General features: G+C 64.5%; 26 protein-coding genes and 1 tRNA gene. 22 read left to right on the plus strand and 5 right to left on the minus strand.

The features are described 5' to 3' along the window. Window positions 1-32: 32 nt before the first annotated feature. From SOQ14_RS07070 to SOQ14_RS07105, 8 genes are all read left to right on the plus strand, one after another. Window positions 33-740, plus strand: a complete 708-nt coding sequence (locus SOQ14_RS07070; protein WP_322897353.1) for a helix-turn-helix transcriptional regulator — start codon at window positions 33-35, stop codon at window positions 738-740. Then, window positions 704-2,218 (plus strand): S41 family peptidase, encoded by a 1,515-nt coding sequence (locus SOQ14_RS07075; RefSeq protein ID WP_322897354.1) that lies wholly within the window; start codon window positions 704-706, stop codon window positions 2,216-2,218. Before SOQ14_RS07070 ends, SOQ14_RS07075 begins: the two co-directional genes overlap by 37 nt. Window positions 2,219-2,531: 313 nt before the next feature. Then, complete coding sequence (locus SOQ14_RS07080) at window positions 2,532-3,575, plus strand: fatty acid desaturase (protein ID WP_322897355.1); 1,044 nt, start codon at window positions 2,532-2,534, stop codon at window positions 3,573-3,575. An 81-nt stretch (window positions 3,576-3,656) separates the two neighbouring features. Further along, window positions 3,657-5,504: a DUF885 domain-containing protein gene (locus tag SOQ14_RS07085; protein ID WP_322897356.1), complete on the plus strand. Its 1,848-nt coding sequence runs from the start codon at window positions 3,657-3,659 to the stop codon at window positions 5,502-5,504. A gap of 900 nt (window positions 5,505-6,404) precedes the next feature. Then, window positions 6,405-7,154, plus strand: coding sequence for a hypothetical protein (locus SOQ14_RS07090; RefSeq protein WP_322897358.1), 750 nt, complete (start codon window positions 6,405-6,407; stop codon window positions 7,152-7,154). Window positions 7,155-7,171: 17 nt separating this feature from the next. Then, window positions 7,172-7,747, plus strand: coding sequence for a hypothetical protein (locus tag SOQ14_RS07095; protein WP_322897359.1), 576 nt, complete (start codon window positions 7,172-7,174; stop codon window positions 7,745-7,747). Between the two features lie 360 nt (window positions 7,748-8,107). After that, a complete protein-coding gene (locus SOQ14_RS07100) occupies window positions 8,108-8,563 on the plus strand; it encodes a hypothetical protein (RefSeq protein WP_322897360.1) in 456 nt (151 codons plus the stop codon). A 179-nt stretch (window positions 8,564-8,742) separates the two neighbouring features. Beyond that, on the plus strand, window positions 8,743-8,913 hold the full coding sequence (locus SOQ14_RS07105) for a hypothetical protein (RefSeq protein WP_322897361.1): 171 nt from the start codon (window positions 8,743-8,745) through the stop codon (window positions 8,911-8,913). 273 nt (window positions 8,914-9,186) lie between these two features. Here SOQ14_RS07105 and SOQ14_RS07110 read toward each other — a convergent pair whose 3' ends face one another. Then, complete coding sequence (locus tag SOQ14_RS07110; RefSeq protein WP_322897362.1) at window positions 9,187-9,342, minus strand: hypothetical protein; 156 nt, start codon at window positions 9,340-9,342, stop codon at window positions 9,187-9,189. A 198-nt stretch (window positions 9,343-9,540) separates the two neighbouring features. Between SOQ14_RS07110 and SOQ14_RS07115 the strand changes: the two genes are divergently transcribed. Both SOQ14_RS07115 and SOQ14_RS07120 read left to right on the plus strand, forming a co-directional pair. Next, window positions 9,541-10,215, plus strand: coding sequence for a recombinase family protein (locus SOQ14_RS07115; RefSeq protein WP_322897363.1), 675 nt, complete (start codon window positions 9,541-9,543; stop codon window positions 10,213-10,215). Between the two features lie 153 nt (window positions 10,216-10,368). Continuing rightward, window positions 10,369-10,887: an HIRAN domain-containing protein gene (locus tag SOQ14_RS07120; protein ID WP_322897364.1), complete on the plus strand. Its 519-nt coding sequence runs from the start codon at window positions 10,369-10,371 to the stop codon at window positions 10,885-10,887. A gap of 123 nt (window positions 10,888-11,010) precedes the next feature. On the opposite strand, the gene SOQ14_RS07125 is transcribed toward SOQ14_RS07120, so the two are convergent. Both SOQ14_RS07125 and SOQ14_RS07130 read right to left on the minus strand, forming a co-directional pair. Further along, window positions 11,011-12,516 (minus strand): tyrosine-type recombinase/integrase, encoded by a 1,506-nt coding sequence (locus SOQ14_RS07125; protein ID WP_322897365.1) that lies wholly within the window; start codon window positions 12,514-12,516, stop codon window positions 11,011-11,013. Between the two features lie 92 nt (window positions 12,517-12,608). Then, window positions 12,609-12,683: transfer RNA gene (locus tag SOQ14_RS07130), tRNA-Thr, on the minus strand. Between the two features lie 110 nt (window positions 12,684-12,793). Between SOQ14_RS07130 and SOQ14_RS07135 the strand changes: the two genes are divergently transcribed. From SOQ14_RS07135 to SOQ14_RS07175, 9 genes are all read left to right on the plus strand, one after another. Next, a complete protein-coding gene (locus tag SOQ14_RS07135) occupies window positions 12,794-12,952 on the plus strand; it encodes a hypothetical protein (protein WP_322897366.1) in 159 nt (52 codons plus the stop codon). A gap of 35 nt (window positions 12,953-12,987) precedes the next feature. Continuing rightward, window positions 12,988-13,674, plus strand: a complete 687-nt coding sequence (gene gpmA / locus SOQ14_RS07140; RefSeq protein WP_322897367.1) for a 2,3-diphosphoglycerate-dependent phosphoglycerate mutase — start codon at window positions 12,988-12,990, stop codon at window positions 13,672-13,674. After that, window positions 13,674-14,180 carry a 5-(carboxyamino)imidazole ribonucleotide mutase gene (gene purE / locus SOQ14_RS07145; protein WP_322897368.1) on the plus strand — a complete coding sequence of 169 codons (507 nt, stop codon included), beginning with the start codon at window positions 13,674-13,676 and terminating at the stop codon, window positions 14,178-14,180. Before gpmA ends, purE begins: the two co-directional genes overlap by 1 nt. After that, window positions 14,180-15,247 carry a 5-(carboxyamino)imidazole ribonucleotide synthase gene (locus tag SOQ14_RS07150; protein ID WP_322897369.1) on the plus strand — a complete coding sequence of 356 codons (1,068 nt, stop codon included), beginning with the start codon at window positions 14,180-14,182 and terminating at the stop codon, window positions 15,245-15,247. Before purE ends, SOQ14_RS07150 begins: the two co-directional genes overlap by 1 nt. Further along, window positions 15,244-15,747: a dihydrofolate reductase gene (locus tag SOQ14_RS07155; protein ID WP_322897370.1), complete on the plus strand. Its 504-nt coding sequence runs from the start codon at window positions 15,244-15,246 to the stop codon at window positions 15,745-15,747. The genes SOQ14_RS07150 and SOQ14_RS07155 overlap by 4 nt, the downstream gene beginning before the upstream one ends. Further along, the gene (locus tag SOQ14_RS07160; RefSeq protein ID WP_322897371.1) at window positions 15,747-16,685 is read left to right on the plus strand and encodes a bifunctional riboflavin kinase/FAD synthetase; all 939 of its coding nucleotides are present in this window, start codon (window positions 15,747-15,749) and stop codon (window positions 16,683-16,685) included. Before SOQ14_RS07155 ends, SOQ14_RS07160 begins: the two co-directional genes overlap by 1 nt. 113 nt (window positions 16,686-16,798) lie before the next feature. Beyond that, on the plus strand, window positions 16,799-19,807 hold the full coding sequence (gene ileS / locus SOQ14_RS07165; RefSeq protein WP_322897372.1) for an isoleucine--tRNA ligase: 3,009 nt from the start codon (window positions 16,799-16,801) through the stop codon (window positions 19,805-19,807). After that, window positions 19,804-20,340 (plus strand): signal peptidase II, encoded by a 537-nt coding sequence (gene lspA, locus SOQ14_RS07170; protein ID WP_322897373.1) that lies wholly within the window; start codon window positions 19,804-19,806, stop codon window positions 20,338-20,340. Before ileS ends, lspA begins: the two co-directional genes overlap by 4 nt. Before the next feature lie 2 nt (window positions 20,341-20,342). After that, complete coding sequence (locus SOQ14_RS07175) at window positions 20,343-20,756, plus strand: DUF3035 domain-containing protein (RefSeq protein WP_322897374.1); 414 nt, start codon at window positions 20,343-20,345, stop codon at window positions 20,754-20,756. A gap of 24 nt (window positions 20,757-20,780) precedes the next feature. Here the strand turns inward: SOQ14_RS07175 and SOQ14_RS07180 are convergent, their stop codons facing one another. Continuing rightward, on the minus strand, window positions 20,781-22,085 hold the full coding sequence (locus SOQ14_RS07180) for a hemolysin family protein (RefSeq protein WP_322897375.1): 1,305 nt from the start codon (window positions 22,083-22,085) through the stop codon (window positions 20,781-20,783). 170 nt (window positions 22,086-22,255) lie between these two features. Between SOQ14_RS07180 and SOQ14_RS07185 the strand changes: the two genes are divergently transcribed. Further along, a complete protein-coding gene (locus SOQ14_RS07185) occupies window positions 22,256-22,951 on the plus strand; it encodes a YiaD family glycine zipper/OmpA-like lipoprotein (protein WP_322897376.1) in 696 nt (231 codons plus the stop codon). A 92-nt stretch (window positions 22,952-23,043) separates the two neighbouring features. On the opposite strand, the gene SOQ14_RS07190 is transcribed toward SOQ14_RS07185, so the two are convergent. Beyond that, complete coding sequence (locus SOQ14_RS07190) at window positions 23,044-23,832, minus strand: 3'(2'),5'-bisphosphate nucleotidase CysQ (protein WP_322897377.1); 789 nt, start codon at window positions 23,830-23,832, stop codon at window positions 23,044-23,046. 128 nt (window positions 23,833-23,960) lie between these two features. Here SOQ14_RS07190 and sucC point away from each other — a divergent pair, with 128 nt between their 5' ends. Both sucC and SOQ14_RS07200 read left to right on the plus strand, forming a co-directional pair. Continuing rightward, a complete protein-coding gene (sucC, locus tag SOQ14_RS07195; RefSeq protein ID WP_322897378.1) occupies window positions 23,961-25,160 on the plus strand; it encodes an ADP-forming succinate--CoA ligase subunit beta in 1,200 nt (399 codons plus the stop codon). 153 nt (window positions 25,161-25,313) lie between these two features. Continuing rightward, complete coding sequence (locus SOQ14_RS07200) at window positions 25,314-26,060, plus strand: electron transfer flavoprotein subunit beta/FixA family protein (protein WP_322897379.1); 747 nt, start codon at window positions 25,314-25,316, stop codon at window positions 26,058-26,060. Window positions 26,061-26,164: the final 104 nt, after the last annotated feature.

Consider the following 26,164-nt stretch of genomic DNA (forward strand, 5'->3'; position numbering starts at 1 on the left):
CCAGCGAGGTCGCCGCCGCCATGACACGCATAATGATGTTGCGACCCGATCGCCACACCGCCGATGGCCCGGTGTTTTCGGTGATCCCGCATGGCAGCGTTCAGGCCTTTATCCCCCTACCCGGCGTCACCGCGTCCTTCCAGCGGCCGGGCGAAATGCGGCTCGACGGGCCGGTGCTTGCGGGCGCCCATACGCTGGCCACGCTGTGCCGGGTGTGGGCGAATGGCCCGGTTGCGGTGGTGCCGCTGTCGAGCCGCACGCTCACCAGCCATGGCGTGATCTTGCCGCAGCTGAGCGCGCGTCTGAAGGGGATTTCGCAGCAGCTGGCCATGGCCCTCTGCCGGGCAGAGGAGACAGCACCCAGTGCGGACGACCCGATGCCGGCCCGCCCCGGCGGCCTCTCTTTGCGGCAACACCAGCGCCGCGCCCGCGCGGCAACCGGCCTGACGATGATCGCCACACACCGCTTGCAACGTCTGGTGGCGGCGCGGCGCGAGGTGCTCGATGGCGCCAAGCCCCTCGCCGAGATTGCGCTGGATCACGGCTTTGGCGAGCAGTCCTACTTCACCACGATGTACCGGCAATGGTGCGGGTTCACCCCCGGAGCGGATCACGCACGCGGCTGCGGCGATGTCGTTTTTCTGCAAGACGGGCAGCGCTGCTCCTCCCTACCTGATCGCCTGATCGAGGTGAGGGAGGCACCATGGCTGTTGGCGCAAGATATCTGGTTGCAGGAATAGGCGCATGGGCGCTGGCAGGCTGTGCGGCGGCGCAGGGCATCCGCGGGCCGATCATGCTCGACGCCCCCGAACAGACCGTCGCGGGGACTTTTGATCGCAGCGCCGTGCTCGAAGATCTGCGGGCGATTGATGATACCGTGCGGGCCACGGTGCCTGATGGCACAGCCCTGCCGGAAGAGGCGACAAGCGCGGAAGACCGGGCGATGCTGGCCGCGCAGCTCCCTCCGCAAGCTTCGCGGCGACAGGTCGCCGCTGCCGTGATGGCGCGGGCCGGAGCCTATCGTTCCTCGCATATCTATGTGCTGTTTCCCTTCGAGAACTGGAACGCGGCGGCTGCGCAGGGCGGGCGTCAGCTGGATCGCGCCATAGCCATGACGGGCGATGACACCTTGCTGATTGATGGGCGCGCGGTCAGCACGATCAATGATCGGCCGGCCCGCGACTTCATGGCGTGGGTGCGGATAAGCTACGGACAAGGCAATCCCCTGCGCCTGCCCGAACGGGTGCGCGAGCGCGGGGCGGATATGCTCTGGCTGTGGGGTATTGATGCGCCCTTCCGGATCACCTTTACCGATGGCACGCAGGAAAGCTTCGCGGGTACACCCATGACGCCGCGAAGCCACCCGCTGGCAGGCCGCGCGCAAGGCGCTGCCTCGGCGCAAGCAGCGGCAGCGCCATTTTCACTTCATATGGAACACGGCACCGCACGCCTCGTGATCGAACGGCTGGACCAGCGCTTCGAGGAACCGTGGAACAGCCTAGTCGCCGCGCTTGAGGCAGGCATCAGCCAAGGTCGTATCACTCGCCTGATCCTTGACCTGCGCGGCAATCCCGGCGGCTCGGGCCGCCTGTCCGCCCGTCTGCTGGCCATGCTGGCAGGAGCGCCCGTGCCGACGAGCGGCGGCAAGCGGTGGAAGCACTCGCAAGCCTATGAGGACGGGCTCGCCGGTTTTGTCCCGCCCATGCTGCGGCTTGGGCCATGGCGACGCGCGATCCTCGGCACGGAGGGCGTGGCCGTGCTCGACAGCATCCCGCTTGGCGAAACCCGTCTGATCGGCGGGGCGGTCCGCCCTGTCCTCAAACCTATCCTGCCCGCCGCGAACATCACAGTGCTGATCGATCAGAACACCGGATCATCCGCCACCCAGCTCGCCCGCGCGGTGCAGGTCTTCGCGCTCGGTCGCCTGGTCGGCGCGCCGACGGGGAACCCCACGACCGAGCTCGGCGAGATCGCGTTTTTCCGCCTGCCGCAGAGCCAGTTGATCTTCGCCTCCCCTTCCGCGCAGTTCGTCGATGTTTCGGGTGAACCGACCGAAGGGCCGGTGATGCCCGATATCCTGTTATGCGGGTCTGACGGGCAATTCGCCGCCGATCAGGCGCTGGCAATCGCGCGCGGCGCGGCCCCGCCCGATATCCGGCAGATTGCCGCGCCGGTCTTCCGGCCCGCCGCCAGCGAAGCCGATTATTGCCGCAGATGACAGCCCATCGACGGCGTGTGCCGACAATGCAGGGCGGCAGGGGTGACAGCACATAATCCGCCTGCCACCTTCGCAGCTATGTATTCCTGCGGAGCCTCACATTTAATGCTTGCGTCGAAACAGGCCTCCATGGATGAAGAGCGCAAATCTGCAAGCGGAGCGTCACCGGCCCATGTTGCCATGCTCAACATGATCGTCATGTCTCTCCGATACCATCCGCCGAGCACCCACCCTGCCCGCAAGGGATGGTGACCGCTTTGCCACGGATGCTTGCAGCGGGATTGGGAAGTTTGCGTTTTTGAAAAGGGATTTGATGTCCGATACCCTCTCCGCAGACGGCGGACGCGCCGCTGTGCTGGAACCCCGTGCGCTGGTCTCCGCGCTCAAGCCCTTTGCCACACCCCATACCGGGCGGAGCATCTGGGAGCTGGCCATCACCATTGTCCCGTTTTTCGCCGTGATGCTGGGCATGCTGTTCGCACTCGATGCTGGCTACTGGATCGCTCTGTCGCTGGTTCCGCTGGCCGGGCTGTTGTTGCTGCGCACCTTCATCATCCAGCACGATTGCGGCCACGGCGCGTTTCTTGCCAAGCGCAACGGCAATGACTGGATCGGCCGGGCGCTTGGGGTGCTGACTTTCACCCCCTATGATTGCTGGCGCCGGTCGCACACGCTGCATCATGCCAATACCGGCAATCTCGATGCGCGCGGGTTCGGCGATGTCGATACGCTGACGATCCGTGAATATTACGCAGCAAGCCCACTCAAGCGGGCGTTCTACCGCGCCTATCGCCATCCGGCGGTGCTGCTCGGAATTGGCCCGGCCTACCTGTTCCTGCTGCGCCACCGCCTGCCGGTGGGCCTGATGGGGCAGGGCATGGTCTACTGGATCAGCGCACTCGCGACCAATCTTGCAACGGCGGTGATCCTGGCCATGCTGGTGTTCGCCTTTGGCGCGGCCACCACCGCGCTGGTCGTGATCCCGAGCCTGCTGTTCGCGGCCTCGATGGGCGTGTGGCTGTTCTACATCCAGCACCAGTTCGAAACCGCCCATTGGGACGCGGGCCAGGATTGGTCGTTCCACGAGGCGGCCCTGCACGGCAGCACCTATCTCGATCTGCCCCAGCCGCTGCGTTGGTTCACGGCGAATATCGGGATCCACCACGTGCACCACCTCGCCAGCCGCATCCCGTTCTATCGCCTGTCGCGGGTGCTCGATGCGCATCCCGAGCTGCGCAGCCTCAACCGCTTCACGATGCGCCAGACGATCAGCCCGCTCAAGCTGGCACTGTGGGATGAGGATAGCCGGCGGCTCGTCACCTTCCGCGAAGCCGCCCGCCTCGCCCCGCAAGGCTGAAAAGCCCCGCACGCTTGACCTGACGCCGCAAGCCGCCAAAGCTTGCAGCGCCATGTCCTTCACGCGCGAAAGAGAAGTCCGATGAAACACACCTCGCTTGCCAGCCTTGCCGCCATGGTCGCGGTGCTTTCACTTCCCGCCACACCAGCCCTTGCGCAAGGCCCCGCCCCGGCGGCCAACGCAGCCGCCGCCACACCCGCGGCTGAGGATGCGCGCCTCACGGCGTTTCTCGACGGCGAATTCGCCACGTGGCTCGGGACGCAGCCGCAACTGGCGACCCGGCTTGGCATCAAGGAGGGCGGCGACAAATGGAACGACATCAGCGACGCAGCCGCCCGCGCCGAAGTGGCGTGGCGCAAGGCCAGTGCCGCCAGGATGAAGGCCCAGTTTGACCGCGCCAGGCTTTCGCCCGAAGCGCAGGTCAATCTCGACATCTGGGCGCTCGAAGCCGAGCGGGCCGAATTGTCCTTTAGCAACCGCCTCTATCGCCCGCCGTTCTATTCGCGGCTCTATTCAGCGCACAGCCAGTTGCCTGATTTCCTGATCAACACCCACACTGTGCAGGACGTTACCGATCTCAAGAACTACATCGCCCGCCTCAGGGGGATGCCCGCCGTGCTTGATCTGGCGATTGAACGCACCCGGGCGAGCCAGGCCGCCGGGATCAACCCGCCGCGCTTCCAGATCGAGACCATCATCGCGGGCAGCAAGCAGCTGACCTCGGGCGCGCCCTTTGGAGACGGCCCGGATGCCGCGCTGTGGGCCGATGTGAAGGCCAAAACCGCCGCGCTCGTGACCAGCGGCAAGCTCGCGCAGGGCGAGGCCGATACCCTGCTCGCCGAGGCGCGCGAAGCGGTGCTTGCGCTCCAGCCTGCCTATGCCCGCGTGATCCAGTGGGCCGAAGCGAGCCTCCCCACCGCGCCGAGCGGCAAGGTCGGCGCGCTGACCCTGCCCGATGGGCTTGCCTATTACGAAAACGAGCTCAAGCTCGTCACCACCACCGACATGACCGCCGCCGAAATCCACGCGGTCGGCCGTGCCGAAGTCGCGCGGATCGAAGCCGAGCAGGATGCGCTGGCAAAGCAGGCCGGCCTTGCCGATCGTCACGCCTTCTATGCCGAGCGGGCCAAGCTCTATCCGCCGCGCCCCTATGATGACGCCGCGCGCAAGCAGTATCTCGATACCGCCAACGCCTTTGTCGCGCACACGCGCAGCCTCCTCGCCCCCTATTTTGGCACGCTTCCGGCCTACGGGATCGAAGTGGTGCGCGAGCCCGCCTTCTCCGAAGTTGCCGGCGGCGCGGCCCATGCCTCGGCCCCCAGCCCTGATGGCAAGCGCCCGGCGCGCACCTACGTTCACCTTGTCGGCACGGTGCCCGATCCCGCGACGATGTACACGCTGATGTGCCACGAAGCGGTGCCGGGCCATAACATGCAGGGCGATATCCAAGTCCGCCAGCAGGGCGGGCCGAAGTTCCGCGCCGTCACCGGCTATGTCGCCTTTGGCGAGGGCTGGGCGCTCTATGCCGAGGCGCTGTGCAAGGAAATGAACGCCTTTCCCGATATCGCGGCGGATTTCATGCGGCTCGATGCCGAACTGTTCCGCGCTGCGCGGCTGGTGGTCGACACCGGGCTTCACGCCATGGGCTGGAGCGAGGACGAGGCGGTGGCCTATATGAACACCACCGGACGCCAGCCGATCGAGCGCTCGCGCTCGGAAGTGCGGCGTTACATCACACTGCCGGGGCAGGCGACGGGCTACAAGATCGGGATGCTCAAGATCATGGAGCTGCGCGCGCGGGCGGAAGCCAAGCTGGGCGACAAGTTCGACATCAAGGGTTTCCACGATCTGCTGATCGCGAGCGGATCGCAACCGCTCTCGATTCTCGAGCGGCGGGTGGATGATTGGATCGCGCGCGTCTCGGCCTGATCGCCGGGGCGCACCTGCGATTCCCGACGATGTGCGGGAATGGTGCTGCTGGGGAGGATTGAAAGCCCTATGCCAGCCTCAAAAATGGCGGATTTCTGCGGTTTCTGGCCGCGTTGCCGATGGCCTTTTGTACCTGAGCCTTGTACCGCTGGCAAGCCCTTGGACGCCGGAGGGTGATCCCCAAAAGGCCACCTATAGCAGGAGAACCCCGAAGGCCCGCCCTCACGCAGGCTCGCTGCGCCTTCATCCTCCGCCATGGTCATTATGAAGATGGCAAGGTAAGTCACTGGAATCCCTAGAGGGGATCACCAAAGTCCCCCTATAGCACAAACAACCCGAAGGCCAGCCGTGAGGCACCTTTGCGATGGCAGGGTAAGTCACTGGAGTCCCTAGAAGGGATCACTAAACCCACCCTATAGCACAAACAACCCGAAGGCCCGCCGTAAGGCACCTTTGCGATGGCAGGGTAAGTCACTGGAGTCCCTAGAAGGGATCACAAAGGTTGCCCTATAGCACCGGAACCGGATGCCGAGGGGATCACCAACATCTTCCTATAGCACCTCCGACCGGATGCTGAGGGGATCACCAAGGTTGCCCTATAGCACAAACAACCCGAAGGCCTCCTTACGTCAGACCACACGACCGCCCCAGCGGCTGCGCTGAGAGACGACCACCCAGAATGGGGGGTAAGGGGGGTAGTAGTACTACCCCTAGGACTGACACTAAGGCGTTCCTAGGACTGTCATGGTAGGGAAGGTAGTAGAGAGAATAGCAGTACTGCTACTCCATACTGCTACTCAGTACTTCCCCCAGCCCTGCTGTCCCCGTCATCCCCATCATCACCTGACCCCCCAAGGGATGCCCCACGGCGGGGCTGTCCCTGCAAGGAGTCATCCCAACGTGAACCCTCACGCAACGCCCTACGTCTTCCCAAAGGGGAAGTACCGTGAACTGGCCAAGTACCTCACCGAGAACACCGAGTATGACGCTGCCACGGGCTGCCTTGAGTGGACGGCGGGTCTGGCAAAGGAGGGAACTGGTCGGGTCTCAAAGGCTATCGCCGCTGAGTACGGCACCACACAAGCCGCCCGCCTTTCGTGGTTGGCCGGTCACGAAAAGAAGCTGGACAAGAAATCCCAGCTAGTCCGCCGCTGCGGCAACCCCAAGTGTGTCCACCCTCATCATCTGCGAGAAGCAACCACCGCCGACAGGTGGAAGGGTGACGATGGACTTAGCCCCCGTCGTCAGGACAGCATCGGCTGGCTGAAAGTCGGCACTCGTCTCCTGTCAGCGCAAGAGGTCTACCAGATTCAGACCCTGCCCCCACCCCGCGACCCGTCCTTGGGTCTCCGCTGGGCCTTCCGCTACGAGGTCACCCTCCTCGGGTCGCATGGCCTGCCGCTGAACTACGCGCAGCGGGAACGGCTCAGGGTCATCCGCGCTGTGCGCCGCTGCCCCATCCGCGCCACCCTTACCGAACTCCCCAACGGCTTCCGCCGTTACGATCTCCCTGCGGGGATCACCGAGATCGCGTTCACTGCGCCGCCACCGCCGTCCTACGAGGAGGCCTATGGCTGGCAGGGTGAACCCGATGACGTTCCCGAGGCTGCCCCAGAGGCAGTCTGGGAACCCACCGCCAAGGCCGCCTGACGGCCACCCGTCCCCCCATGAAAGCCAACACCACAATGAACCACACCGAACTCCCCGACTCGCTGAAGCCGAACGCCGAGACCTTCGCCCGCGATAAGGAACTGGCAGGCCGCCAAGAGGCCATCCTGCAAGAAGCCGAGAAGGATGGCTACCGGATCAAGGTCAACAAGCCTTACTCAGAATCCATCCAGTACGGCACCGATGGCGAAGTCGTAGACCGCCGCATCAACGGCGAGTCGATGTTCAGCCGCGAAGAGATCGCAGTCCGAGCAGCGCAGTCGGCACACAACACCCAACTGATGCGGCTCAAAGCCGAGCACGATCGCGTTATCGCCGCCCGCGATGAGATCCGTGGCTACGACCGCGACGGAAAGCCCCTCTACGTCTACGGCGAGGAAGCGCGCAAACAGATGACGCTGGAGGCCCGTGGTCTTGAGTTCAGCCTTGTCGGTCAGGCCCGTCTGTCCGAACGGGCATGGCGGGAGCAAGCCGCCCCTGCCGTGCGCCAAGCCGAGCAAGACCGGATCAGCGCCGCCGAACTTGAGCAAGAACTGCGAGCCAAGGGTCGCGTCATCCGCTGCAAGGGCTGGTGATGGCCCAGCTGCCCCGTCTGTCTGACGCTGCACTGGTGGTCACCATCGCCATGCTGGCCATCTCGCAGACCATCACTGCCATCACGGCCATCGCCGCGCTGGCGCTGCCGTAAGGCCAACCCATAGGAGTCTCCCTGTCATGATCGTCGAACCCTTCCGAGTTCCCGCCCATGGCGGGGGTGACCTCCCCGCGCTGTGGGAGGATATCCAAGCACTGGCTGCCTACGCGCCGCACTGGTTACCTCCCCCGCCCCTGTTTCCCTGAGCGCAGTCGCGAGCGTCTCAGCTTCGGCCCCGCCTGTTTGGTCATGTGCGGGCGGGGCCATCTACCTCCATCACATGACCAACCCCGAAAGGAACATGACCTCTCCCAACACAACACCGGCCCGCGCTGGCCGTGAGCGTATTTGCACCCAATGCGGGGCAACCTACCGCTCGCAGCGCAACTCATCACTCTACTGCTCCCCTGCCTGCCGCAAGAAGGCCAACCGAGGGACTGCCCCAACGGGCGGCCCAGCTGCCGGCCCTGCGGGATTCACCGTCATCACCAAGGCCTTGCTGGTCGCGGGCTATGTCGGCCCCATCACTGGCGGTAAGCCCGTGCCTGTCTATGCCCTCACCGTCCCGTTCGAACACGCGCTCGACGAACTGTCCTTCCAGTTCAATCGCAAGGGCTGGGGCTATATCAGCCGCGATGAGTTCACCGAGGCTCTGAGGTCTGACGGCATTCAAGGCTTCGCCACGCGCAGCCCTGCGGCAGTCGAAGAGAAACGCTGGCAGGATCGCCAGAGGCAGCGCGAGAAGCGCGCCACGTGATGCCCCTTAGCGTCCCGTTTTGGCGGGTACCCTACCTGACCTACCGCCCTTGGCGACACGGGACGTTAAGCACCGCCGAAACCCGCAGAAATGCGTGGGTCTGAGAGGCCACTTTTGCAGACCGAGGGTCTGCCTTCCCGCCCTCCCCACGCCTGCCCCTCCAGAGAATGGAAAAGACCATGACCGAGACCACCACACCAGCGGCTGACGGTTCCCTGATCATTGAACGGATCGAGCAAGAGCTCGGCGAGCGGCAGGCATCCGATGCCCGCCTGCAAGCCCTGCTGGGCGACCTTCACGGAGCCTTCAAGGCTGCCCTGAAGATTGGCCAGGGGACTGCCCATGGATAAGTTCCCCGCAGCCAACTACGCCCGCACACTGTCTGCGGCAGAGCGTGATCTCTTCGCCAACTTCGCCTTGCGCTCCCGCGACCCTCGCAGGGCCATCGCTGTCTTCGAACGCCAGCGCCGCCGCCCTCGCTGACACTGCCCCCGAAATATCTCACGGAAAAATCCGATGGGGTATTGATAGATCGGGACGCGCCAGTTTCCCCCATGGGGGGTGCCTTGGCGGCAAAGGGGGAGGCTCGCCGCATTGACGGGCCTCCTTCCCTCTTCACCCAATCAGGGCCGCCGCCAGTTCACCGAGAAGGCGACAGGCCCCAGCTTGATCACCAGCCCATCCCACTGGGGGTAGTCCTTGGGGTCAACCCTGCGGGCTGCCATCGGGCTGGCCGAGGGATACGGGCTGAGGTTGGACGGGTAGAAGACAATCGACATTGCACTCTCCTTGCTGTGAGGCCTGTCGGGTATCTCCCCTGCCCAGCCATTAAAAATGCCAACGGGTACGCATCGGCCTGCTTTGAGTCCAACCGAGTCCGAACTGCGGCGAGCCGTTGGGCAGCCCATTGCCCAGCCCCATCTCAGTCCGTACAGAATCGCCTTACGCCCGATGCGCGTTTCTGTATGGAGAAGATCATGTGCCGTGTTGTTGCCTACTACCGCGTCTCCACACTCCGTCAGGGGCAGTCCGGTCTTGGCCTTGAGGCCCAGCGCCAAGCCGTCCTGGCACTCTGCCAGAGCCGTGGCTGGGAGGTGATCGCAGAGCGCACCGAGATCGAGAGCGGGAAGAACGACAACCGCCCTCAGCTGGCCGCTGCGCTGCACCAAGCGAAAGTCACAGGGGCAACCCTAGTGGTCGCCAAGCTAGACCGCCTGAGCCGCTCTGTGGCCTTCCTCTCTGCCTTGCAGGACAGCGGGGCCAAGTTCGTGGCAGCGGACATGCCCGAGGCCAACGAACTCACCGTCCACATCATGGCAGCCGTGGCCCAAGCCGAGCGGAAGGCCATCAGCAAGCGCACCAAGGAGGCCCTAGCGGCTGCCAAAGCGGCAGGCCGCAAGCTGGGCAATCCGAATGGCGCTGAGGCTCTCCGCAGGGCTGGCAAGGGCAACGCCGCTGCGGTGGAGCAGTTGAAGGCTGGGGCCGATAGCTACGCCCAAGACCTCGCCCCTGTAATCGCCGACATTCAGGCGAGCGGGGTGACCTCGCTGGGGGGCATCGCGGCTGAACTCAATGCCCGCCACATTCAGACCCGCAGGGGTGGCCGATGGTTTGCCTCAGGGGTGGCCAACGTGCTGGCCCGCCTTGGGTAGGTGTATTATCCGCCTAACACACTCGCGATGCTTTGCGCGTGGTGGTCTGATTTTTTTCGATCCGGCACAGCAGCCCAGCCCTGTGCGCATCCCCTTGGGGCATCCCTGCCATCATCCCCTTGCCGCCCTTGGGATATCCGCTAGGTTGTCCACATGGCAGCACCCACACGCAAGAGGCTCTTCGACATAGTCGGCGAGTCCAAGAACGCGGCGGACGGTACCCCGCGCCAGCACCTCCTCGCTAGGGTCGACCCCGCTGACGCGGTCACGCTCCAGCGCCAGCCGGAGAATCCCTACGACCCGAACGCGGTGGCAGTGCTGTGGGAGGGGAGGGACATAGGATTTCTGCCGAGGGAGGATGCCGCCACCATCGCCCCCGCTCTGGATGAGGGCAGGCCGTATGCCGCTCACGTTCACGAACTCAGGGGCGGGGTGAAGGGGTACACCTCCTACGGGGTCAAGATCGCCATCGCTTGGGACGGCAAGCCGCTGCCCCCCGCCAAGCCCCTTGATGAACAGCAGGAGCGGTCACGGCGGGGCAAGCTGGCAGCGATGGGAAGAGAGCGGGATGCCACTGGAGCATTCGCTGGGGACAGCCCCAAGGGCGGATGCATGGGGGTTCTCATCGCCGTCTTGCTGGTCGGAACGGCTGGTGTTTACAGCTTCGTCTGAGGGCCGTTAGCGTCCCGTTTTGGCGGGTACCCTACCTACCCTACCTCTCTTGGCGACACGGTACGCTAAGGGTACCTCAAACCCGCAGAAATGCGTGGGTCTGAGAGGCCGCTTTGGCAGACCCTAGGTCGCGTACCTGTCCAGCTTCTCCAACTCAGCCCTGAGAGTCTCCATATCCCACTCCCCGTAGTTCTCCGCTTCGGTTCTCGCAGCGTGACCCTGAATGGCATCCCGCGCCCCTGAGTCCATGCCAACCTTGCGAGCCAAGGTCTTGAAGCGATGCCGCCACCCATGATTTGGCGACTCCACCTCCGTCACCCCCAATCCGCGCACCCACTTGGCCAGCTTGCCGCCCATCTGCTCATGCAGCGGGTGACTTTCTGAGCCCTTCCGGATGCCGTTGGGATCATAGAATAGCGGCGTGGCATCGCCTGCCTTACCTAGTTTGTGGAAGCCCTGTTCGATGAGGTGCGAGTGGAGCGGCACCATGCGGGCCTTGTCCGTCTTGGTCTTGAGAATGTGAATCACCCAGACACCATCGACCTGTCGGATATCCATTGCCCGCAGCTGGGTGATCTCATTCACGCGCGCACCAGTGTAGGCGCAGACCCACGGAACCCAGCGCCGCGCCCGTGCATGGGTCGGACTGAGGCCCGCCGGCTGCTCACCGAGCGCCGCCGCTAGGATCATCATTGCCTCATCATCGGAGAGGCTCTTGCGCTGGGTCTGGGCCACCTTCGGGCCAATCACCTCCAGCCTCGCAAACGGGTTCTCGGACAGCTGCCCCCGATCATAGGCCACCTTGAAGACCCGCGAGAGGGCAGCCCTGTAGGTCATCGCCACGGTCTTCACCGTAAGACCCCCAGCGACAAGCGCAGTAAACCACCCCGAGGCATCCGCACGGGTGACCTTGGTGGCATCGTCATGGCCGATATGAGCGACGAACTTGGCGACAGCCGTGCGCCACTTGCGCTCCGTGTGGGGGCTGGGCTTTCGTGCGGTGGCGTAGTCTTCGAAAAGCTGGGTGATGGAGACCGCGACCGTGTCTGTCTTCGCTGGGGCTGCCTCAAGGGCTGGCAAGGTGTCGGCCAACGGGTCTGGCCCATAGTCACCCTGCGCCCGCCGCTCCATGAGGGCGCAAAGAGACAGCCACAGATCGCCCATCTCCTGCAAGAGTGCCTCACCAGATGAAGGCGTGAGCGTCAGCCCCTTGGTCAGCAAAAGGGCATCCCGCTCTTCGATCAGCCACCCCGTAGGCTGGATGCGGCCAGCTTCGCGTTGCTCATTGTCATCCGGCTCAAGTTCATCACGGGAGAACCACCAGCCCTCGGGCTGCCCTGGGTTCTCTTCATGCTGTGCCTTCTTGGCTTTGTACCACTCGCCAGCAAGGGCGCGCGTCTGGCGCTGCGAGAGAGCCACTGGGGTCTGGTCTGCCATCGCCCGCAGCATGGCAATGCGTTCTTCGATCAATGTCAGCCACGAGGCGTACTCGGCCTTCGCCTGCGCCTGCGAGAGCGCAGCAGGCCAAGTCTTCTTTTCCTCGCGCTTGCCGTATGCGCTACGAATGTCCGCAGGGATGACCTTGCGGGCTGCCCATTGGCCAGAGTTGTTGCGGGTGAGTGCCACCATTACGATGCCCATCTTTGTACCGTCCCTTTGTACCTTGGACGGCCAAAAACCCTAGGAAAATCGCCAGTGTATTGAGAATGCACCGAAAAAGGTGGTGCTGCTGGGGAGGATTGAACTCCCGACCTCACCCTTACCAAGGGTGCGCTCTACCACTGAGCTACAGCAGCGCCGGGGGCGCACAGATCGTGGCGCCCGGACAGGCGCGCGCTATTGTCGCGCGCGGCGGCAATGTCAAGCGGACTTGCAAGCGAAGCGCGCTGACGGCAAGGCGTTTCGTATGGCTGAACAGTCCAGCAACAATCTTACGCGCGAAGAGCGGCTCGCCGCCAGGCTGCGCGAGAATTTGCGCCACCGCAAGGCGCAAGCCCGCGCCCTGAACGGCGCAGAGAGCGAATCGCCTGCACAAATGCTTCCCAAGCACGCCGACGAAAGCTAACGCGGCGGCTCGCCTTGCCGGAGACTTCCCGAACCATGCCCAAACTGATCCTCATCCGCCACGGACAGAGCCAGTGGAATCTCGAAAACCGCTTCACCGGCTGGTGGGATGTCGATGTGACCGAACAGGGCGTCGCCGAAGCCAAGGCCGCAGGCGCCTTGATGAAGGCCAAGGGCGTGTTGCCGACCATCGGCTTCACCAGCTTGCAGACCCGCGCGATCAAGACGCTCAACATCGCGCTCGAAGAAGCGGGCCGCTTGTGGATCCCGGTGATCAAGGATTGGCGGCTCAACGAGCGTCACTATGGCGGGCTGACCGGGCTCGACAAGCAGGAAACCCGCGAGAAGCACGGCGATGAGCAGGTGCTGATCTGGCGGCGCAGCTTTGATGTGCCGCCGCCGCCGCTTGAGCCGGGCAGCGCGTTCGATCTCGCCTCCGATCCGCGTTACGCGGGTATCCCGGTCCCGGCGACCGAGAGCCTCAAGCTGACGATCGAACGTGTCCTGCCCTATTGGGAAAGCGATATCCTGCCGGTGCTCGCGCGCGGCGAGACGGTCATCATCTCGGCCCACGGCAATTCGCTGCGCGCGCTGGTGAAACACCTCTCGAACATCTCGGATGAAGACATTACCGCGTTTGAGATTCCCACCGGCCAGCCGATCATTTATGATTTTGACGATGCCATGCAGCCGGGTGAGCGCTACTATCTGAAGGACGCCTGATGGACACCGGAGCCGCCACCAGCGAAGGGCAACGCGTCGCGATTGTCATGGGCAGCCAGTCTGACTGGCCGACCATGAAAGCCGCCGCCGAGGTGCTTGACGAGCTTGAGGTCGAATATGATGCCCGCATCGTTTCGGCCCACCGCACGCCGGATCGGATGGCCGCCTTTGCCAAAGGGGCAGAAGGCGAAGGCTTCGGCGTTATCATCGCCGGCGCAGGCGGCGCGGCCCATCTGCCGGGCATGATCGCCAGCATGACGCATCTGCCGGTGCTGGGCGTGCCGGTGCAATCCAAGGCGCTGTCGGGCATGGATAGCCTGCTGTCGATCGTGCAGATGCCCGCCGGGATCCCGGTCGGCACGCTGGCCATCGGCGAAGCGGGCGCGCGCAATGCCGGCCTGCTGGCAGCGGCGATCCTGGCCTTGGCCGACAAGGACTTGTCCGAACGCTTGCAGGATTGGCGTGCGGTGAAAAGCGCCGCCGTGGCCGAAGTGCCGGAGGATTGATGCTCGCACCCGGCGCCACCATCGGCATTCTCGGCGGCGGCCAGCTCGGCCGGATGCTCGCCATGGCGGCCGTGCAGCTCGGCTACCGCGTGGCCGGTTTTGCTCCGGCGGGCGAGAATGTCGCCGTCGAGGTGAGCGGCTGGTTCTGGGAAGCCGATTGGTCTGATGACAAGGCGCTGGGCGAATTTGCCGCCGCCTGCGATGTGGTGACGTGGGAATTCGAGAATGTCCCGCTTGCCACGATTGCCGCCCTGCCCGCGGCCTTGCTCGCCTGCCCGGCGCGCGCGCTGGAAGTGGCCCAGGATCGGCTTGCGGAAAAGCAATTCGCCGAACAGCTTGGCGGGCGCGCCGCGCCCCACGCCCGCGTGGAGAGCGAGGAGGATTTCGCCCGCGCGATCGAGCGGATCGGGACGCCCGGCATCCTCAAGACCGCGCGCGAAGGCTATGATGGCAAGGGCCAGTGGCGCATCGGATCGGCCCATGAGGCGACCGGCGTGCGCCTGCCCGGCCAGCGCTGCATCTATGAAGGCATGGTCGCGTTCGAAGCGGAATTCTCGGTCATTCTCGTGCGCTCGCGCAGCGGGGAAGTGCGCTTTTGGGATTCCACCGCCAACCACCACGAAGGCGGGATGCTCGCGCAGTCGACTTTGCCCGCCGGTGCGCTGATCGAAGCGCAGGTGCCGCAGGCGCGGGCGCTGGCCGCCAAGGTGGCCGAGGCGCTGGGCTATGTCGGGGTGCTGACGCTCGAATTCTTCGCCACGCGGGATGGCCCGGTGTTCAACGAAATGGCCCCGCGGGTGCACAATTCGGGTCACTGGACGATCGAAGGCGCGGCCACCAGCCAGTTCGAGAACCATATCCGCGCGATTGCCGGCCTGCCGCTTGGCAGCACCGCGACCCGCTTTGCCAGCATCGCCATGCGCAATATCGTCGGGCCGGAGGCGCTGACGGCGCACCAGATCCTGGCCGAGCCGGGCGAGCCGCACTTGCATCTCTATGGCAAGCGCGAGGCGCGCGAGGGCCGCAAGATGGGCCATGTCACCCGGGTGGGGCATCCGCTGCCGTGACGCCGGATATCGTGCTGATCTATGCCCGCGCCGCCAATGGCGCGATTGGCCATGAAGGCGACCTGCCGTGGCGCCTGCCGGCCGATCTCAAACACTTCAAGGCGCTGACTCTCGGCAAACCGATGATCATGGGCCGCAAGACCTTTGAAAGCCTACCCGGCCTGCTGCCCGGTCGCCGCCATATCGTGCTTTCGCAGCGCGATGACTGGCAGGCGGACGGCGCCGAACTGGCCGGATCGGTCAACGCTGCGATTGCGCTGGCGAGCCAAGGCAATGACTCCGGCGAAATCGCGGTGATCGGCGGCGCGGCGATCTATGATCTGTTCTGGCCGCTGGCGACCCGCATCGAGCTGACCCAGATCCACGCCGATTACCCCGGTGATACCTTCATGAAAGCCCCGGGAGCGGATTGGCGGCTGGAGGCCGAAACGCATCACCCCGCACAAGGCGCGCACCCCGCTTTCACATTCCAGACGTTCCGCAAGGCAGGCACAGCCTGATGCGCTGGCTCGATCACCGCGATCCCGTTCCCGAGGCGCTGCGCGGCGCGGTGATCGCGCTTGGCAATTTTGACGGGTTCCACCGCGGCCATCAGGCGGTGGCTGGTGAAGCCATCCGCTGGGCGCAGGCCGAAGGGCGCCCTTCGATCATCGCGACCTTCGATCCGCACCCGGTGCGGTTCTTCCGCCCCGATGCCCCGCCCTTCCGCTTGACCACGCTCGAACAGCGGCAGGAACTTTACCTCGCCGCCGGGGCGACCGCGATGCTGGTGTTCCACTTCGATGCCGCGCTGGCCGGGACCAGCGCCGAGGATTTCATCGCCGACATCCTGATCGCGCGCTTCGGGGCGCATGGCGTGGTGACAGGTGGCGATTTCACCTTTGGCAAAGGCGCGAAAGGCAATGTCGATCTGCTGCGCACCCTCGGCGGCGAACTTGGCCTGCAATCGCGGGTCGTCGAAGCCGTGGCGGACGGGGCCGAAATCGTCTCTTCCAGCCGCATCCGGCAGGCCTTGCGCGAAGGCGATCCGCAACTGGCCGCGCAACTGCTGACCCGTCCCTTCGCGATCCGCGGGATTGTCGAGCATGGCGACAAGCGCGGGCGCACCATCGGCTATCCCACCGCCAATCTCACGATCGAAAACTACCTGCGCCCGAAATACGGCATCTACGCGGTGACGGGGCGCATCCTCGCCACCGGGCAAGTGCTGCATGGCGCCGCCAATATCGGCATCCGCCCGCAGTTCGAGCCGCCCAAGGAGCTGCTCGAGCCCTACTTCTTCGACTTCAGCGGCGATCTTTACGGGCAGGAAATCGAAGTTGCCTTCCATCACTATCTGCGCGGCGAGGCGAAGTTTGACAGTCTTGAGGCACTGATGGCGCAGATGGACAAGGATTGCGCCGAGGCGCGGCGGCTATTAGGGCAGCGCGGAATCTGAACCCAACCCGTTCGTCTCGAGCGGAGGTTCGAGCGCAGCCGAGAACCGCAGTCGAGAGACCCCGCGCCGCAGTGTCTCGACTTCGCTCGACACGAACAGAAATGTGAAGTGCGATGACCGACGATACCACGCGCGATTACCGGGACACCGTCTTCCTGCCGAAGACCGATTTCCCCATGAAGGCCGGCCTCCCCCAGAAGGAGCCGGGGATTGCCGCGCGCTGGGAGCAGATCGGGCTCTACGACAAGCTGCGCGCGGCGCGGCGCGGGCGCGAGAAGTTCATCCTCCACGATGGCCCGCCCTATGCCAATGGCGACATGCATATCGGGCACGCGCTGAACCACATCCTCAAGGACATGGTCTGCCGCACCCAGAACCTGCTGGGCCACGATGCGCCTTACGTGCCCGGCTGGGACTGCCACGGCCTCCCCATCGAGTGGAAGGTCGAGGAGCAATATCGCAAGGAGAAAAAGGCCAAGCCCGTCCTCACCGGCGCTGCGCGCGACGAGGCGGCGGTCAAGGCCTTCCGCGACGAGTGCCGCGCCTATGCGCAGCAGTGGGTCGATGTGCAACGCAGCCAATTGAAGCGTCTGGGCATCATGGGCGATTGGGATCACCCCTATCTCACCATGCAGAAGGAAAGCGAGGCGGTGATCGTCGCCGAGCTGCTCAAGCTGGCCGAGGCGGGGAACCTCTACCGCGGCTCAAAACCGGTGATGTGGTCCCCGGTCGAACAGACCGCGCTGGCCGAGGCGGAGGTCGAATACGAGGACATTGTCTCGACCCAGATCGACGTGGCGTTCGAGATCGTCGAGAGTCCGATTCCCGAACTGGTCGGCGCCCACGCGGTGATCTGGACGACGACGCCGTGGACGATCCCGGTGAACCAAGCTTTGGCCTATGGGCCGGAGGTTGAGTATGTGCTTCACGAGGCTTGGGCGTCGCGTGAGCGTGTTGACGGGGTTCCAGTGCAGGCACCCCAACACCAACGTCGGAAAGTGCTGATTGCCGCCGACGAAGCCCTGAAAAACGAGTTCAATGAGCGCATGAGGGCGTTCGGTGACGGCTTCGAATTGGTCGGTGAGCCAATCTGGCGTGGCAAAGGCAAAGACCTCGCAGGCACCCTCGCCCATCACCCGATGCATGCACTGGGGGGCTTCTTTGAGACACTCCGCCCGCTGCTCCCCGGCGACTTCGTCACCACCGATAGCGGCACCGGCCTCGTCCACATGGCGCCCGATCACGGCGAGGACGACTTCGAGCTGTGCAGGGCGCACGGGATCAATCCCGTCTTTGCGGTGATGGACGACGGGCGCTACCGCGACGATTGGCCGTGGCTGGGCGCGGGCGATGTCGATGCGGAAGGCAAGGAACGCCGCCGCGCCGTGATCAACAATGCCTTCAACGCGCCTGATGGCCCGATCTGTTCGGACCTGCGCGAAGCGGGCGCACTGCTTTCCGCGGGGGACTATCACCACTCCTACCCGCATTCGTGGCGGTCCAAGGCCAAGGTGATCTTCCGCTGCACCCCGCAGTGGTTCGTGCCGATGGACAAGCCGTCGCCTTCTCCCCTCCCCGAGGGGGAGGGGTCGGGGGTGGGGGGTCCGCCCTCCGTGAACGCCGAACACCCATCCCCAACTCCTTCCCTCCAGGGAAGGGGCTCGACGCTCCGTGATGTCGCTCTGTCCGAAATCGCGCGCGTCCAGTTCACGCCGGACAAGGGCCGCAACCGCATCGGCGCGATGGTCGAAGGGCGGCCCGATTGGGTGCTCTCGCGCCAGCGCGCCTGGGGCGTGCCGATCACCTTGTTTGTCCGCCCTGACGGCACCTACCTGCAAGACGCTGCCGTGAACGCCCGCATCGTCGCGGCGGTCAACGCCGAAGGCATGGACGCGTGGAACAGCGCCAACAAGGCCGCTTTCCTCGGCCCGGATTACGATCCGGCCGATTTCGAGATGGTCGCCGACATTCTCGACGTGTGGTTCGATTCGGGCTGCACCCACGCCTTCGTGCTCGAAAGCGGGCGCTGGCCGGACCTCAAATGGCCTGCCAACCTCTACCTCGAAGGCTCTGACCAGCATCGCGGCTGGTTCCAGTCCTCGCTGCTGCAATCCTGCGCGACCCGCGGGCGCGCGCCTTACGACCAGATTCTCACCCACGGCTTCACCATGGATGCCAAGGGCAAGAAGATGTCGAAGAGCCTTGGCAACACCATCAGCCCCTTGAAGGTGATGGAAGAATATGGCGCGGACATTATCCGCCTGTGGGCGCTGAGTGTCGATTTCACCGAGGATCACCGCATCGGCGATGAAATCCTCAAAGGTGTCGGCGATCAGTATCGCAAGCTGCGCAACACCTTCCGCTATCTGCTCGGCGCGCTCGACGGGTTTAGCGAAGCAGAGCGCGTCCCTTACGCCGCGATGCCCGAGCTTGAACGCTATGTGCTCGACAAGCTGTTCCGGCTTGATGGGACATTGCACCGCGCCATCACATCCTATGACTTCAATGAATATGTCCGCTCGCTGACCGAGTTCTGCAACGAGGACCTTTCGGCCTTCTTCTTCGATATCCGCAAGGATTGTCTCTATTGCGACGATCCGGCGGACACGCGGCGCATGGCCTATCGCACGGTGCTCGACATCCTGTTCGAGCGCCTGATCCGCTATGCTGCGCCGGTTCTCGTGTTCACGGCCGAAGAAGTATGGCTGAGCCGTTATCCCGAGAGCGACAGCGTCCACCTCGTCGAAATCGACGCGGCACCCGACAGCTGGCAAGACCATGATCTGGCACGCAAGTGGGATACGCTGCGTGCCCTGCGCGATTCCGTCAACGAGGCGATCGAGCCGCTGCGCCGCGACAAGACCATCCGCTCCAGCCTTGAGGCCGAGGTCGTGGTGCCCGGCGAAGCCGTGCCCGAAGGCGTCAGCGACGAGGCTCTGGCCGAGGTGTTCATCACGGCGACAGTCACGCGCGGGCAAGCGGGCAGCGTGAGCGTCACCAAAACCACCCATCACAAATGCGCGCGTTGCTGGCGTCACCTGCCCGATGTCGCGGCAGACGACGGCGCCTTGTGCGGCCGCTGCGATACGGTGGTCGGCGCGTTGGAGCAGGCCGCCGCGTGAGTGCGCTGTTCACCCGCAACCGGCTGATCGGGCTGGCGCTGGCCGTGGTGATTGCGGCGGTGGATCAGCTCACCAAATGGATTGTGATCGGCCCGCTCGCGCTGCGCCGTGTCGGCCATATTGATCTGCTGCCGTTTCTCGATCTGACCTATATGGAGAACCGCGGCATTTCCTATGGCATGCTCCAGGCGACCAGCACCGACACCCGCTGGTTGCTGGTGGCGATGACTGTCATTATCGCGATCGTGGTGCTGGTGTGGCTGCTGCGCGAGGCCAAGCTGGGCGATATTCTCGGGCTGGGGATGATTCTCGGCGGGGCAATCGGCAATATCTTCGATCGCGCGACGCTTGGCTATGTTGTCGACTTCGTCGATTTCCAGGTTCTCGATTATCGGCCCTTTGCCATCTTCAATGTCGCGGATGCGGCGATTACCATCGGCGTTGTCATTATCCTTGCCCGCAGCCTGCTGGTAAGCGACAAGGACGATGCAACCGGCCCGGCCCAAGCGGCTGATGCTGTCTCGGAGAAGTGAACATGCGTAACCTCAAAACCCTCCTGGCCCTGATTGCGGGCGGAGCCCTGCTGGCAAGCTGCGGCGGCGGCGGTCTGTTCAACCGCGACCGGCCTGATGAATTCGCGGTGCAGCGGCAGGCGCCGCTGGTGGTGCCGCCCGATTTCTCGCTGACCCCGCCCACCGCAGGCGCGCCGCGCCCGGTCGAAGGCACAGCCGCTGATCAGGCGCTCGATGCCCTGTTCGGCGGGCCTGCCCCGCGCAGCCGGGTCGAAACCAGCCTGCTCGATCGCGCCGGCAGCGCGGCGCCGAGCATTCGCAGCACGGTGGGCGATACGGCGACCAACACCGTCGCCAAGGGCCGCGTCACCCGCGATATCATCGCCGCGCCGGAAGGCGACGGGGCTTCGGCGAGCGCCATCATCCCGACGGCTTGAACGCAGCGGAGCGAGGGCAGAGGCCTAGTCGCTCTCGTCCTCTTTGCTCACCAGCAGCTTGTCGATGCGGCGGCCATCCATGTCGACCACCTCGAAGCGCCAGCCCTGATCGCGGAACACCTCGCCTTCAACCGGCAGCTTGCGCAGCACGGACAGGGCATAGCCCGCGGCCGTGCCGAAATCGCGATCCTCGCCATATTCGAGCCCGAGCCGGTCAGACAGCGCATCGGCTGACAACGCGCCCGACACCAGCAGCGAGCCATCCTCGCGCTCGATGATCTGGGGGATATCGCCCGCGTCCTGATCGCTCGCGAAGTTCCCGACAATCGCCGTCAGCAGATCAATCGGCGTGACGATCCCCTCGAAATGCCCGTATTCATCATGCACCAGCGCCATCGCCACATCGGCGCTCTGGAGCACGCGCAGCGCATCCATCGCATCAAGCTGATCGGGCACGACTTCGACCTTGCGCGTCAAGGCGCGCACCTTGGCGGTGCCATCCGCCACCAGCGCGGCGAGCACATCGCGCACCTTCACCACGCCCAGCACATTATCGGGTGAACCCTCGGCGACGAGCAGCAGCGAATGCGGGCTGGTGGCAATCCGCGCCCGGATTTCCGCATCGGCAGCATCCGCTTCGATCCAGTCGACTTCGGTGCGCGGGGTCATCATCTCGCGCACCGGCCGTTCGGCAAGCCGCACCACGCCGGTCAGGATCTGGTGCTGTTCCGCCTCGATCACGCCCGAGCGCGTCGCTTCGGCAAAGATGATCTGCAATTCTTCGGCGGTGAAGGTTTCCTGATCGCGGTTGCGCAGGCCGAACAGGGCAATCAGCAAGGCCGAGGATTTGTCGAGCACCCACACCAGCGGGGCCGCCGCCCGCGCGAGCAGATCCATCGGGCGCGCCATTACCATCGCCACCGCGACCGCGTTGCGCAGCGCCAATTGCTTGGGCACCAGCTCGCCGACAATCAGGCTGAGATAGGTGGTCACGGCGATCACCAGTGCAAAGCCCGCCTCGCTGGTGAACCGCGCGGGCACGCCCAGCAGCGCGAGCCGCTCGCCCACCGGGCCGCCCAGGCTCGCCCCGGAATAGGCACCGGCGATGATGCCGATCAGGGTGATCCCGATCTGCACGGTCGAAAGGAACTTGCCCGGATCCGCGGCCAGCCGGATCGCCATGCGCGCGCTTGATGAACCGGCCTCGGCGCGGGTTTCCAGCGTCGAGGTCTTGGCCGAGACAATCGCCAGTTCAGACATGGCGAACACGCCGTTGAGCACAATCAACGCAATGATGATGACAAGATCTGTCCAAGGAAAAGGTGTCACCCGCTGCCGTTAGCACATTCGCAGCGCTGCGCCAGCCATTGGAAGATAGCCCGTTCAACTCTCGCTAAGACTGGCCGCCCCACAGCGGCGACAGGGCGTGCCTTGCGGCTTGCCGCAATCGGTGGTCCGTGTCATCTTCACGGTGGAAATTCAGGAGCGAGGACGGGACAATGAAAATTTCAAGAATTCTTGTATCGAGCACGGCAGCCCTTGCGCTGCTCACCACCAGCGCCTGCGTGACTGATCCCAACACCGGGGAACGCAAGGCCTCGCGCACCGCGATCGGGGCGGGCCTCGGCGGCACGCTCGGCTATCTGCTCGGCGGCGCCATCGGCGGCGATACCGGCCGCATCATCGGCGCGGGCATCGGCGGTTCGGCCGGGGCGGTGATCGGCAAGCAGTATGACGACCAGATCAAGACCCTGCGCGAACAGACTGCCGGCAGCGGCATCGATGTCGAAGAAGTGGGCGATCAGGAAGCGATCCTCGTGCGTCTGCCCGATGGGGTGACCTTCGCGCGCGGCTCGGCCTCGATCAATCCGGGCTTCTACGACACGCTCAATTCGGTGGCGGATTCGCTGGTGCAATATCCCAACAGCCTGATTGACGTGTTCGGCTTTACCGATACGACCGGCTCACCGGCGACCAACCAGCGCCTGTCGGAACAGCGCGCACAGGCCGTGGCGGATTATCTGATCGCCCGCGGGGTGGCCCGCTCGCGCATCGAGACCCGTGGCTATGGCGAGGATCGTGCCTATCTGCGCGTACCCACCGCCGATAATGTGGATGAGCCGCGCAACCGCCGCGTCGAAATCAAGATCATTCCGATCAGCCAGGAAGAAGTGAATCAGGCCCGCGGGCGCTGATGGGCACAAGGGCGCCTTGGCGCTCTTGACCTCGGGCTTACACCAGATTGCGGGCCGCCTTCGGGTGGCCCGTTTTCTTATGGGTGGCGCGGCTAGGCCTTGTCCTGGCTGAGCCGTGCGGCGCGCTCGGCCAATCGCGCGACCGCCGCGGCATGGATATGCGGCGAACACACCAGCAGGCCAAAGGCGCGCGGATCATGCTTGTTATAGGCGAGCGGCGCGCCAAAAGCGTCGGTCACCTCGGCCCCCGCCTCGCGCGCGATCAGCGTCGCCGCGGCAATATCCCATTCATAGCCCCAGCGCATTGTCGCCACGAGATCGGCGCGGTTATCCGCGACCATCGCGATCCGCAGCGCAATCGAATTGGGCTGCTCGACCGCGACGAGATCGCGATCCTCGCGCGGCAAGGTGTGCACCGGGACCCGGGCGCCGGAAAACTCCGCGCGGGTGCTGGCGCGGATCGGCGCATCGTTGCAGGTGGCCCCCTGCCCTGCCACCGCCACCCATTCCTCGTCCCGCGCCGGGGCCGCCAGCATGCCGATCAGCGGCCGCCCGCTGCTCACCAGCGCCACCGACACCGCCCAGCCGCGGCGGCCCGCCACGAAATCACGGGTGCCGTCGATCGGATCGACCAGCCAGATCAGCCCGCTTGCGGTGCGCGCCTTGTCATCGGCGGTCTCTTCCGACAGCCAGGCCGCGGACGGCAGCAGCGCGCCCAGTTCGCGCCGCAGGAACCGATCCACGGCCAGATCGGCCTCGCTGACGGGGTTGTTCGGGCTCTTGTCCCAGCTTGCCAGCGCATGGCCCGCACCGGGCCAGCGCGCATAAGCAATGCGCCCCGCTTCGCGGACAATTTCGAGAAGGCGATCACGATCTATCATTTTTGGCAATCAGGCTCGGCGTGCAGCGTTGCCCCTGCACAGGGCACTTTTCAAGAGGGGCGATCCGTGCTTAGGCCGCCGCCAGACACATCCTCCCCAAGGACGATCAAGGAAGGGATCACATCACCATGAACATCCACGAATATCAGGCCAAGGAACTGCTCGCAGAATACGGGATCGCCGTTCCCGCCGGGCATGCCGCACTGAATGTGGAACAGGCCGTCGAAGCAGCCAAGAAGCTGCCGGGACCGCTTTACGTGGTGAAAGCCCAGATCCATGCCGGGGGGCGCGGCAAGGGCAAGTTCAAGGAGCTTGGCCCCGATGCCAAGGGCGGCGTGCGCCTCGCCAAGAGCCTTGAGGAAGTCGAAGCCCATGCCCGCGAGATGCTCGGCAACACGCTGGTGACGATCCAGACTGGCGAAGCGGGCAAGGAAGTGAACCGCCTCTACATCACCGACGGGGTCGATATCGCCAAGGAATACTACCTCTCGCTGCTGGTGGACCGGGCGACCGGCCGTGTCGCTTTCGTCGTCTCGACCGAAGGCGGGATGGATATCGAGGCCGTGGCGCATGACACGCCCGAACTCATCACCACCTTCACGATTGATCCGGCGCAGGGCTTCCAGCCGCATCACGGCCGCGCGGTGGCCTTTGCGCTCAAGCTCAAGGGCGATCTCAACAAGCAGGCGCAAAAGCTCGCCAAGCAGCTTTACGAAGCTTTCATCGCCACCGATTGCTCGATGCTCGAAATCAACCCGCTGGTCGAGAGCGAAGACGGCAAGCTGCTGGTGCTCGACGCCAAGATGAGCTTCGATTCGAACGCGCTTTATCGCCATCCGGCGATCGAAGCGCTGCGCGACATCACCGAGGAAGATCCCGCCGAAGTCGAGGCGAGCGAATATGATCTCGCCTACATCAAGCTCGATGGGAACATCGGCTGCATGGTGAACGGTGCGGGCCTCGCCATGGCGACGATGGATATCATCAAGCTGAATGGCGCCTTCCCCGCCAACTTCCTCGATGTCGGCGGCGGTGCGACCACCGAAAAGGTGACCGCAGCCTTCAAGATCATCCTCAAGGATCCGGCGGTCGAGGGCATCCTCGTCAATATCTTTGGTGGGATCATGAAGTGCGATGTGATCGCCAACGGGATCGTGCAGGCGGCCAAGGATGTGAACCTTCAGGTTCCGCTGGTCGTCCGCCTAGAAGGCACCAATGTTGATGAAGGCAAGGCCATTCTCAACCAATCGGGCCTTGCCATCGTAGCTGCCGATAACCTTGGCGATGCGGCGCAGAAGATCGTTGCCGAGGTCAAGAAGGCCGCCTGACAGGGGTCTGGTCTGGTAAACCCATCGCGGGCGAGGTTGGCCGCAAGGCCATCCTCACCCGCTGCCCAAGCCCGACTTGACGTTTACGTAAACGCAAGCTAGGCGGGCATCCATGTTCTGATGTCAGTGATTCTTTGAGAGGAAGGAACACCCATGAAAATCCTCGTCCCCGTCAAGCGGGTGATCGATTACAACGTCAAGCCGCGCGTCAAGGCCGACGGCACCGGCGTTGATCTTGCCAACGTCAAGATGAGCATGAACCCGTTCGACGAGATCGCGGTCGAGGAAGCCATCCGCCTCAAGGAAAAGGGCGCGGCCACCGAAATCGTCGCCGTCAGCGTCGGCCCGGCCAAGGCGCAGGAAACCCTGCGCACCGCGCTCGCCATGGGTGCAGACCGCGCGATCCTGATCGAAACCGATGAGGACGTGGAGCCGCTGGCCGTCGCAAAGATCCTCAAGGCGATCGCCGATGAGGAACAGCCCGGCCTCGTTATCCTTGGCAAGCAGTCGATCTCGGACGATTCGAACCAGACCGGCCAGATGCTCGCTGCCCTCATGGGGCGCCCACAGGGCACCTTTGCCAACACTGTCGAAGTCGCTGGCGATTCGGTGACGGTGAAGCGCGAAGTCGATGGCGGCCTCCAGACTGTGAAGCTCGCGCTGCCCGCGATCGTCACCACCGACCTGCGCCTCAACGAGCCGCGCTATGCCTCGCTGCCCAACATCATGAAGGCCAAGCAAAAGCCGCTCGCGACCAAGACCGCCGCCGATTACGGCGTTGATCTGACCCCGCGTCTCAAGACCCTCAAGGTCGCCGAGCCGCCGGTGCGCCAGGCGGGCGAAAAGGTCGCCGACGTCGCCGCGCTGGTCGAGAAGGTCAAGGCGCTCGGCATCGCGTAAGCCATTGGTTTTCCTCTGGTGTCGTTCGTGTCGAGCGAAGTCGAGACGCACCGGCACCACGCCTCTCGACGACGCTCGAGGCGAACGGGAATAGGTATTTGAAA

Source organism: Erythrobacter epiphyticus, from assembly GCF_034653295.1.
Taxonomy (GTDB): domain Bacteria; phylum Pseudomonadota; class Alphaproteobacteria; order Sphingomonadales; family Sphingomonadaceae; genus Erythrobacter.

Bases quoted from the DNA above. Each gene is read 5' to 3' on its own strand.
- SOQ14_RS07185 (WP_322897376.1), top strand. From the start codon at position 22,256: ATGAAAATTTCAAGAATTCTTGTATCGAGCACGGCAGCCCTTGCGCTG.
- SOQ14_RS07160 (WP_322897371.1), top strand. From the start codon at position 15,747: ATGCGCTGGCTCGATCACCGCGATCCCGTTCCCGAGGCGCTGCGCGGC.
- SOQ14_RS07175 (WP_322897374.1), top strand. From the start codon at position 20,343: ATGCGTAACCTCAAAACCCTCCTGGCCCTGATTGCGGGCGGAGCCCTG.
- SOQ14_RS07110 (WP_322897362.1), bottom strand. From the start codon at position 9,342: ATGTCGATTGTCTTCTACCCGTCCAACCTCAGCCCGTATCCCTCGGCC.
- SOQ14_RS07070 (WP_322897353.1), top strand. From the start codon at position 33: ATGATGTTGCGACCCGATCGCCACACCGCCGATGGCCCGGTGTTTTCG.
- SOQ14_RS07085 (WP_322897356.1), top strand. From the start codon at position 3,657: ATGAAACACACCTCGCTTGCCAGCCTTGCCGCCATGGTCGCGGTGCTT.
- SOQ14_RS07190 (WP_322897377.1), bottom strand. From the start codon at position 23,832: ATGATAGATCGTGATCGCCTTCTCGAAATTGTCCGCGAAGCGGGGCGC.
- SOQ14_RS07080 (WP_322897355.1), top strand. From the start codon at position 2,532: ATGTCCGATACCCTCTCCGCAGACGGCGGACGCGCCGCTGTGCTGGAA.
- SOQ14_RS07135 (WP_322897366.1), top strand. From the start codon at position 12,794: ATGGCTGAACAGTCCAGCAACAATCTTACGCGCGAAGAGCGGCTCGCC.
- SOQ14_RS07075 (WP_322897354.1), top strand. From the start codon at position 704: ATGGCTGTTGGCGCAAGATATCTGGTTGCAGGAATAGGCGCATGGGCG.
- SOQ14_RS07200 (WP_322897379.1), top strand. From the start codon at position 25,314: ATGAAAATCCTCGTCCCCGTCAAGCGGGTGATCGATTACAACGTCAAG.
- SOQ14_RS07120 (WP_322897364.1), top strand. From the start codon at position 10,369: ATGGCAGCACCCACACGCAAGAGGCTCTTCGACATAGTCGGCGAGTCC.
- gpmA (WP_322897367.1), top strand. From the start codon at position 12,988: ATGCCCAAACTGATCCTCATCCGCCACGGACAGAGCCAGTGGAATCTC.
- SOQ14_RS07115 (WP_322897363.1), top strand. From the start codon at position 9,541: ATGTGCCGTGTTGTTGCCTACTACCGCGTCTCCACACTCCGTCAGGGG.
- SOQ14_RS07125 (WP_322897365.1), bottom strand. From the start codon at position 12,516: ATGGTGGCACTCACCCGCAACAACTCTGGCCAATGGGCAGCCCGCAAG.
- sucC (WP_322897378.1), top strand. From the start codon at position 23,961: ATGAACATCCACGAATATCAGGCCAAGGAACTGCTCGCAGAATACGGG.
- SOQ14_RS07095 (WP_322897359.1), top strand. From the start codon at position 7,172: ATGAAAGCCAACACCACAATGAACCACACCGAACTCCCCGACTCGCTG.
- SOQ14_RS07100 (WP_322897360.1), top strand. From the start codon at position 8,108: ATGACCTCTCCCAACACAACACCGGCCCGCGCTGGCCGTGAGCGTATT.
- ileS (WP_322897372.1), top strand. From the start codon at position 16,799: ATGACCGACGATACCACGCGCGATTACCGGGACACCGTCTTCCTGCCG.
- SOQ14_RS07150 (WP_322897369.1), top strand. From the start codon at position 14,180: ATGCTCGCACCCGGCGCCACCATCGGCATTCTCGGCGGCGGCCAGCTC.
- purE (WP_322897368.1), top strand. From the start codon at position 13,674: ATGGACACCGGAGCCGCCACCAGCGAAGGGCAACGCGTCGCGATTGTC.
- SOQ14_RS07105 (WP_322897361.1), top strand. From the start codon at position 8,743: ATGACCGAGACCACCACACCAGCGGCTGACGGTTCCCTGATCATTGAA.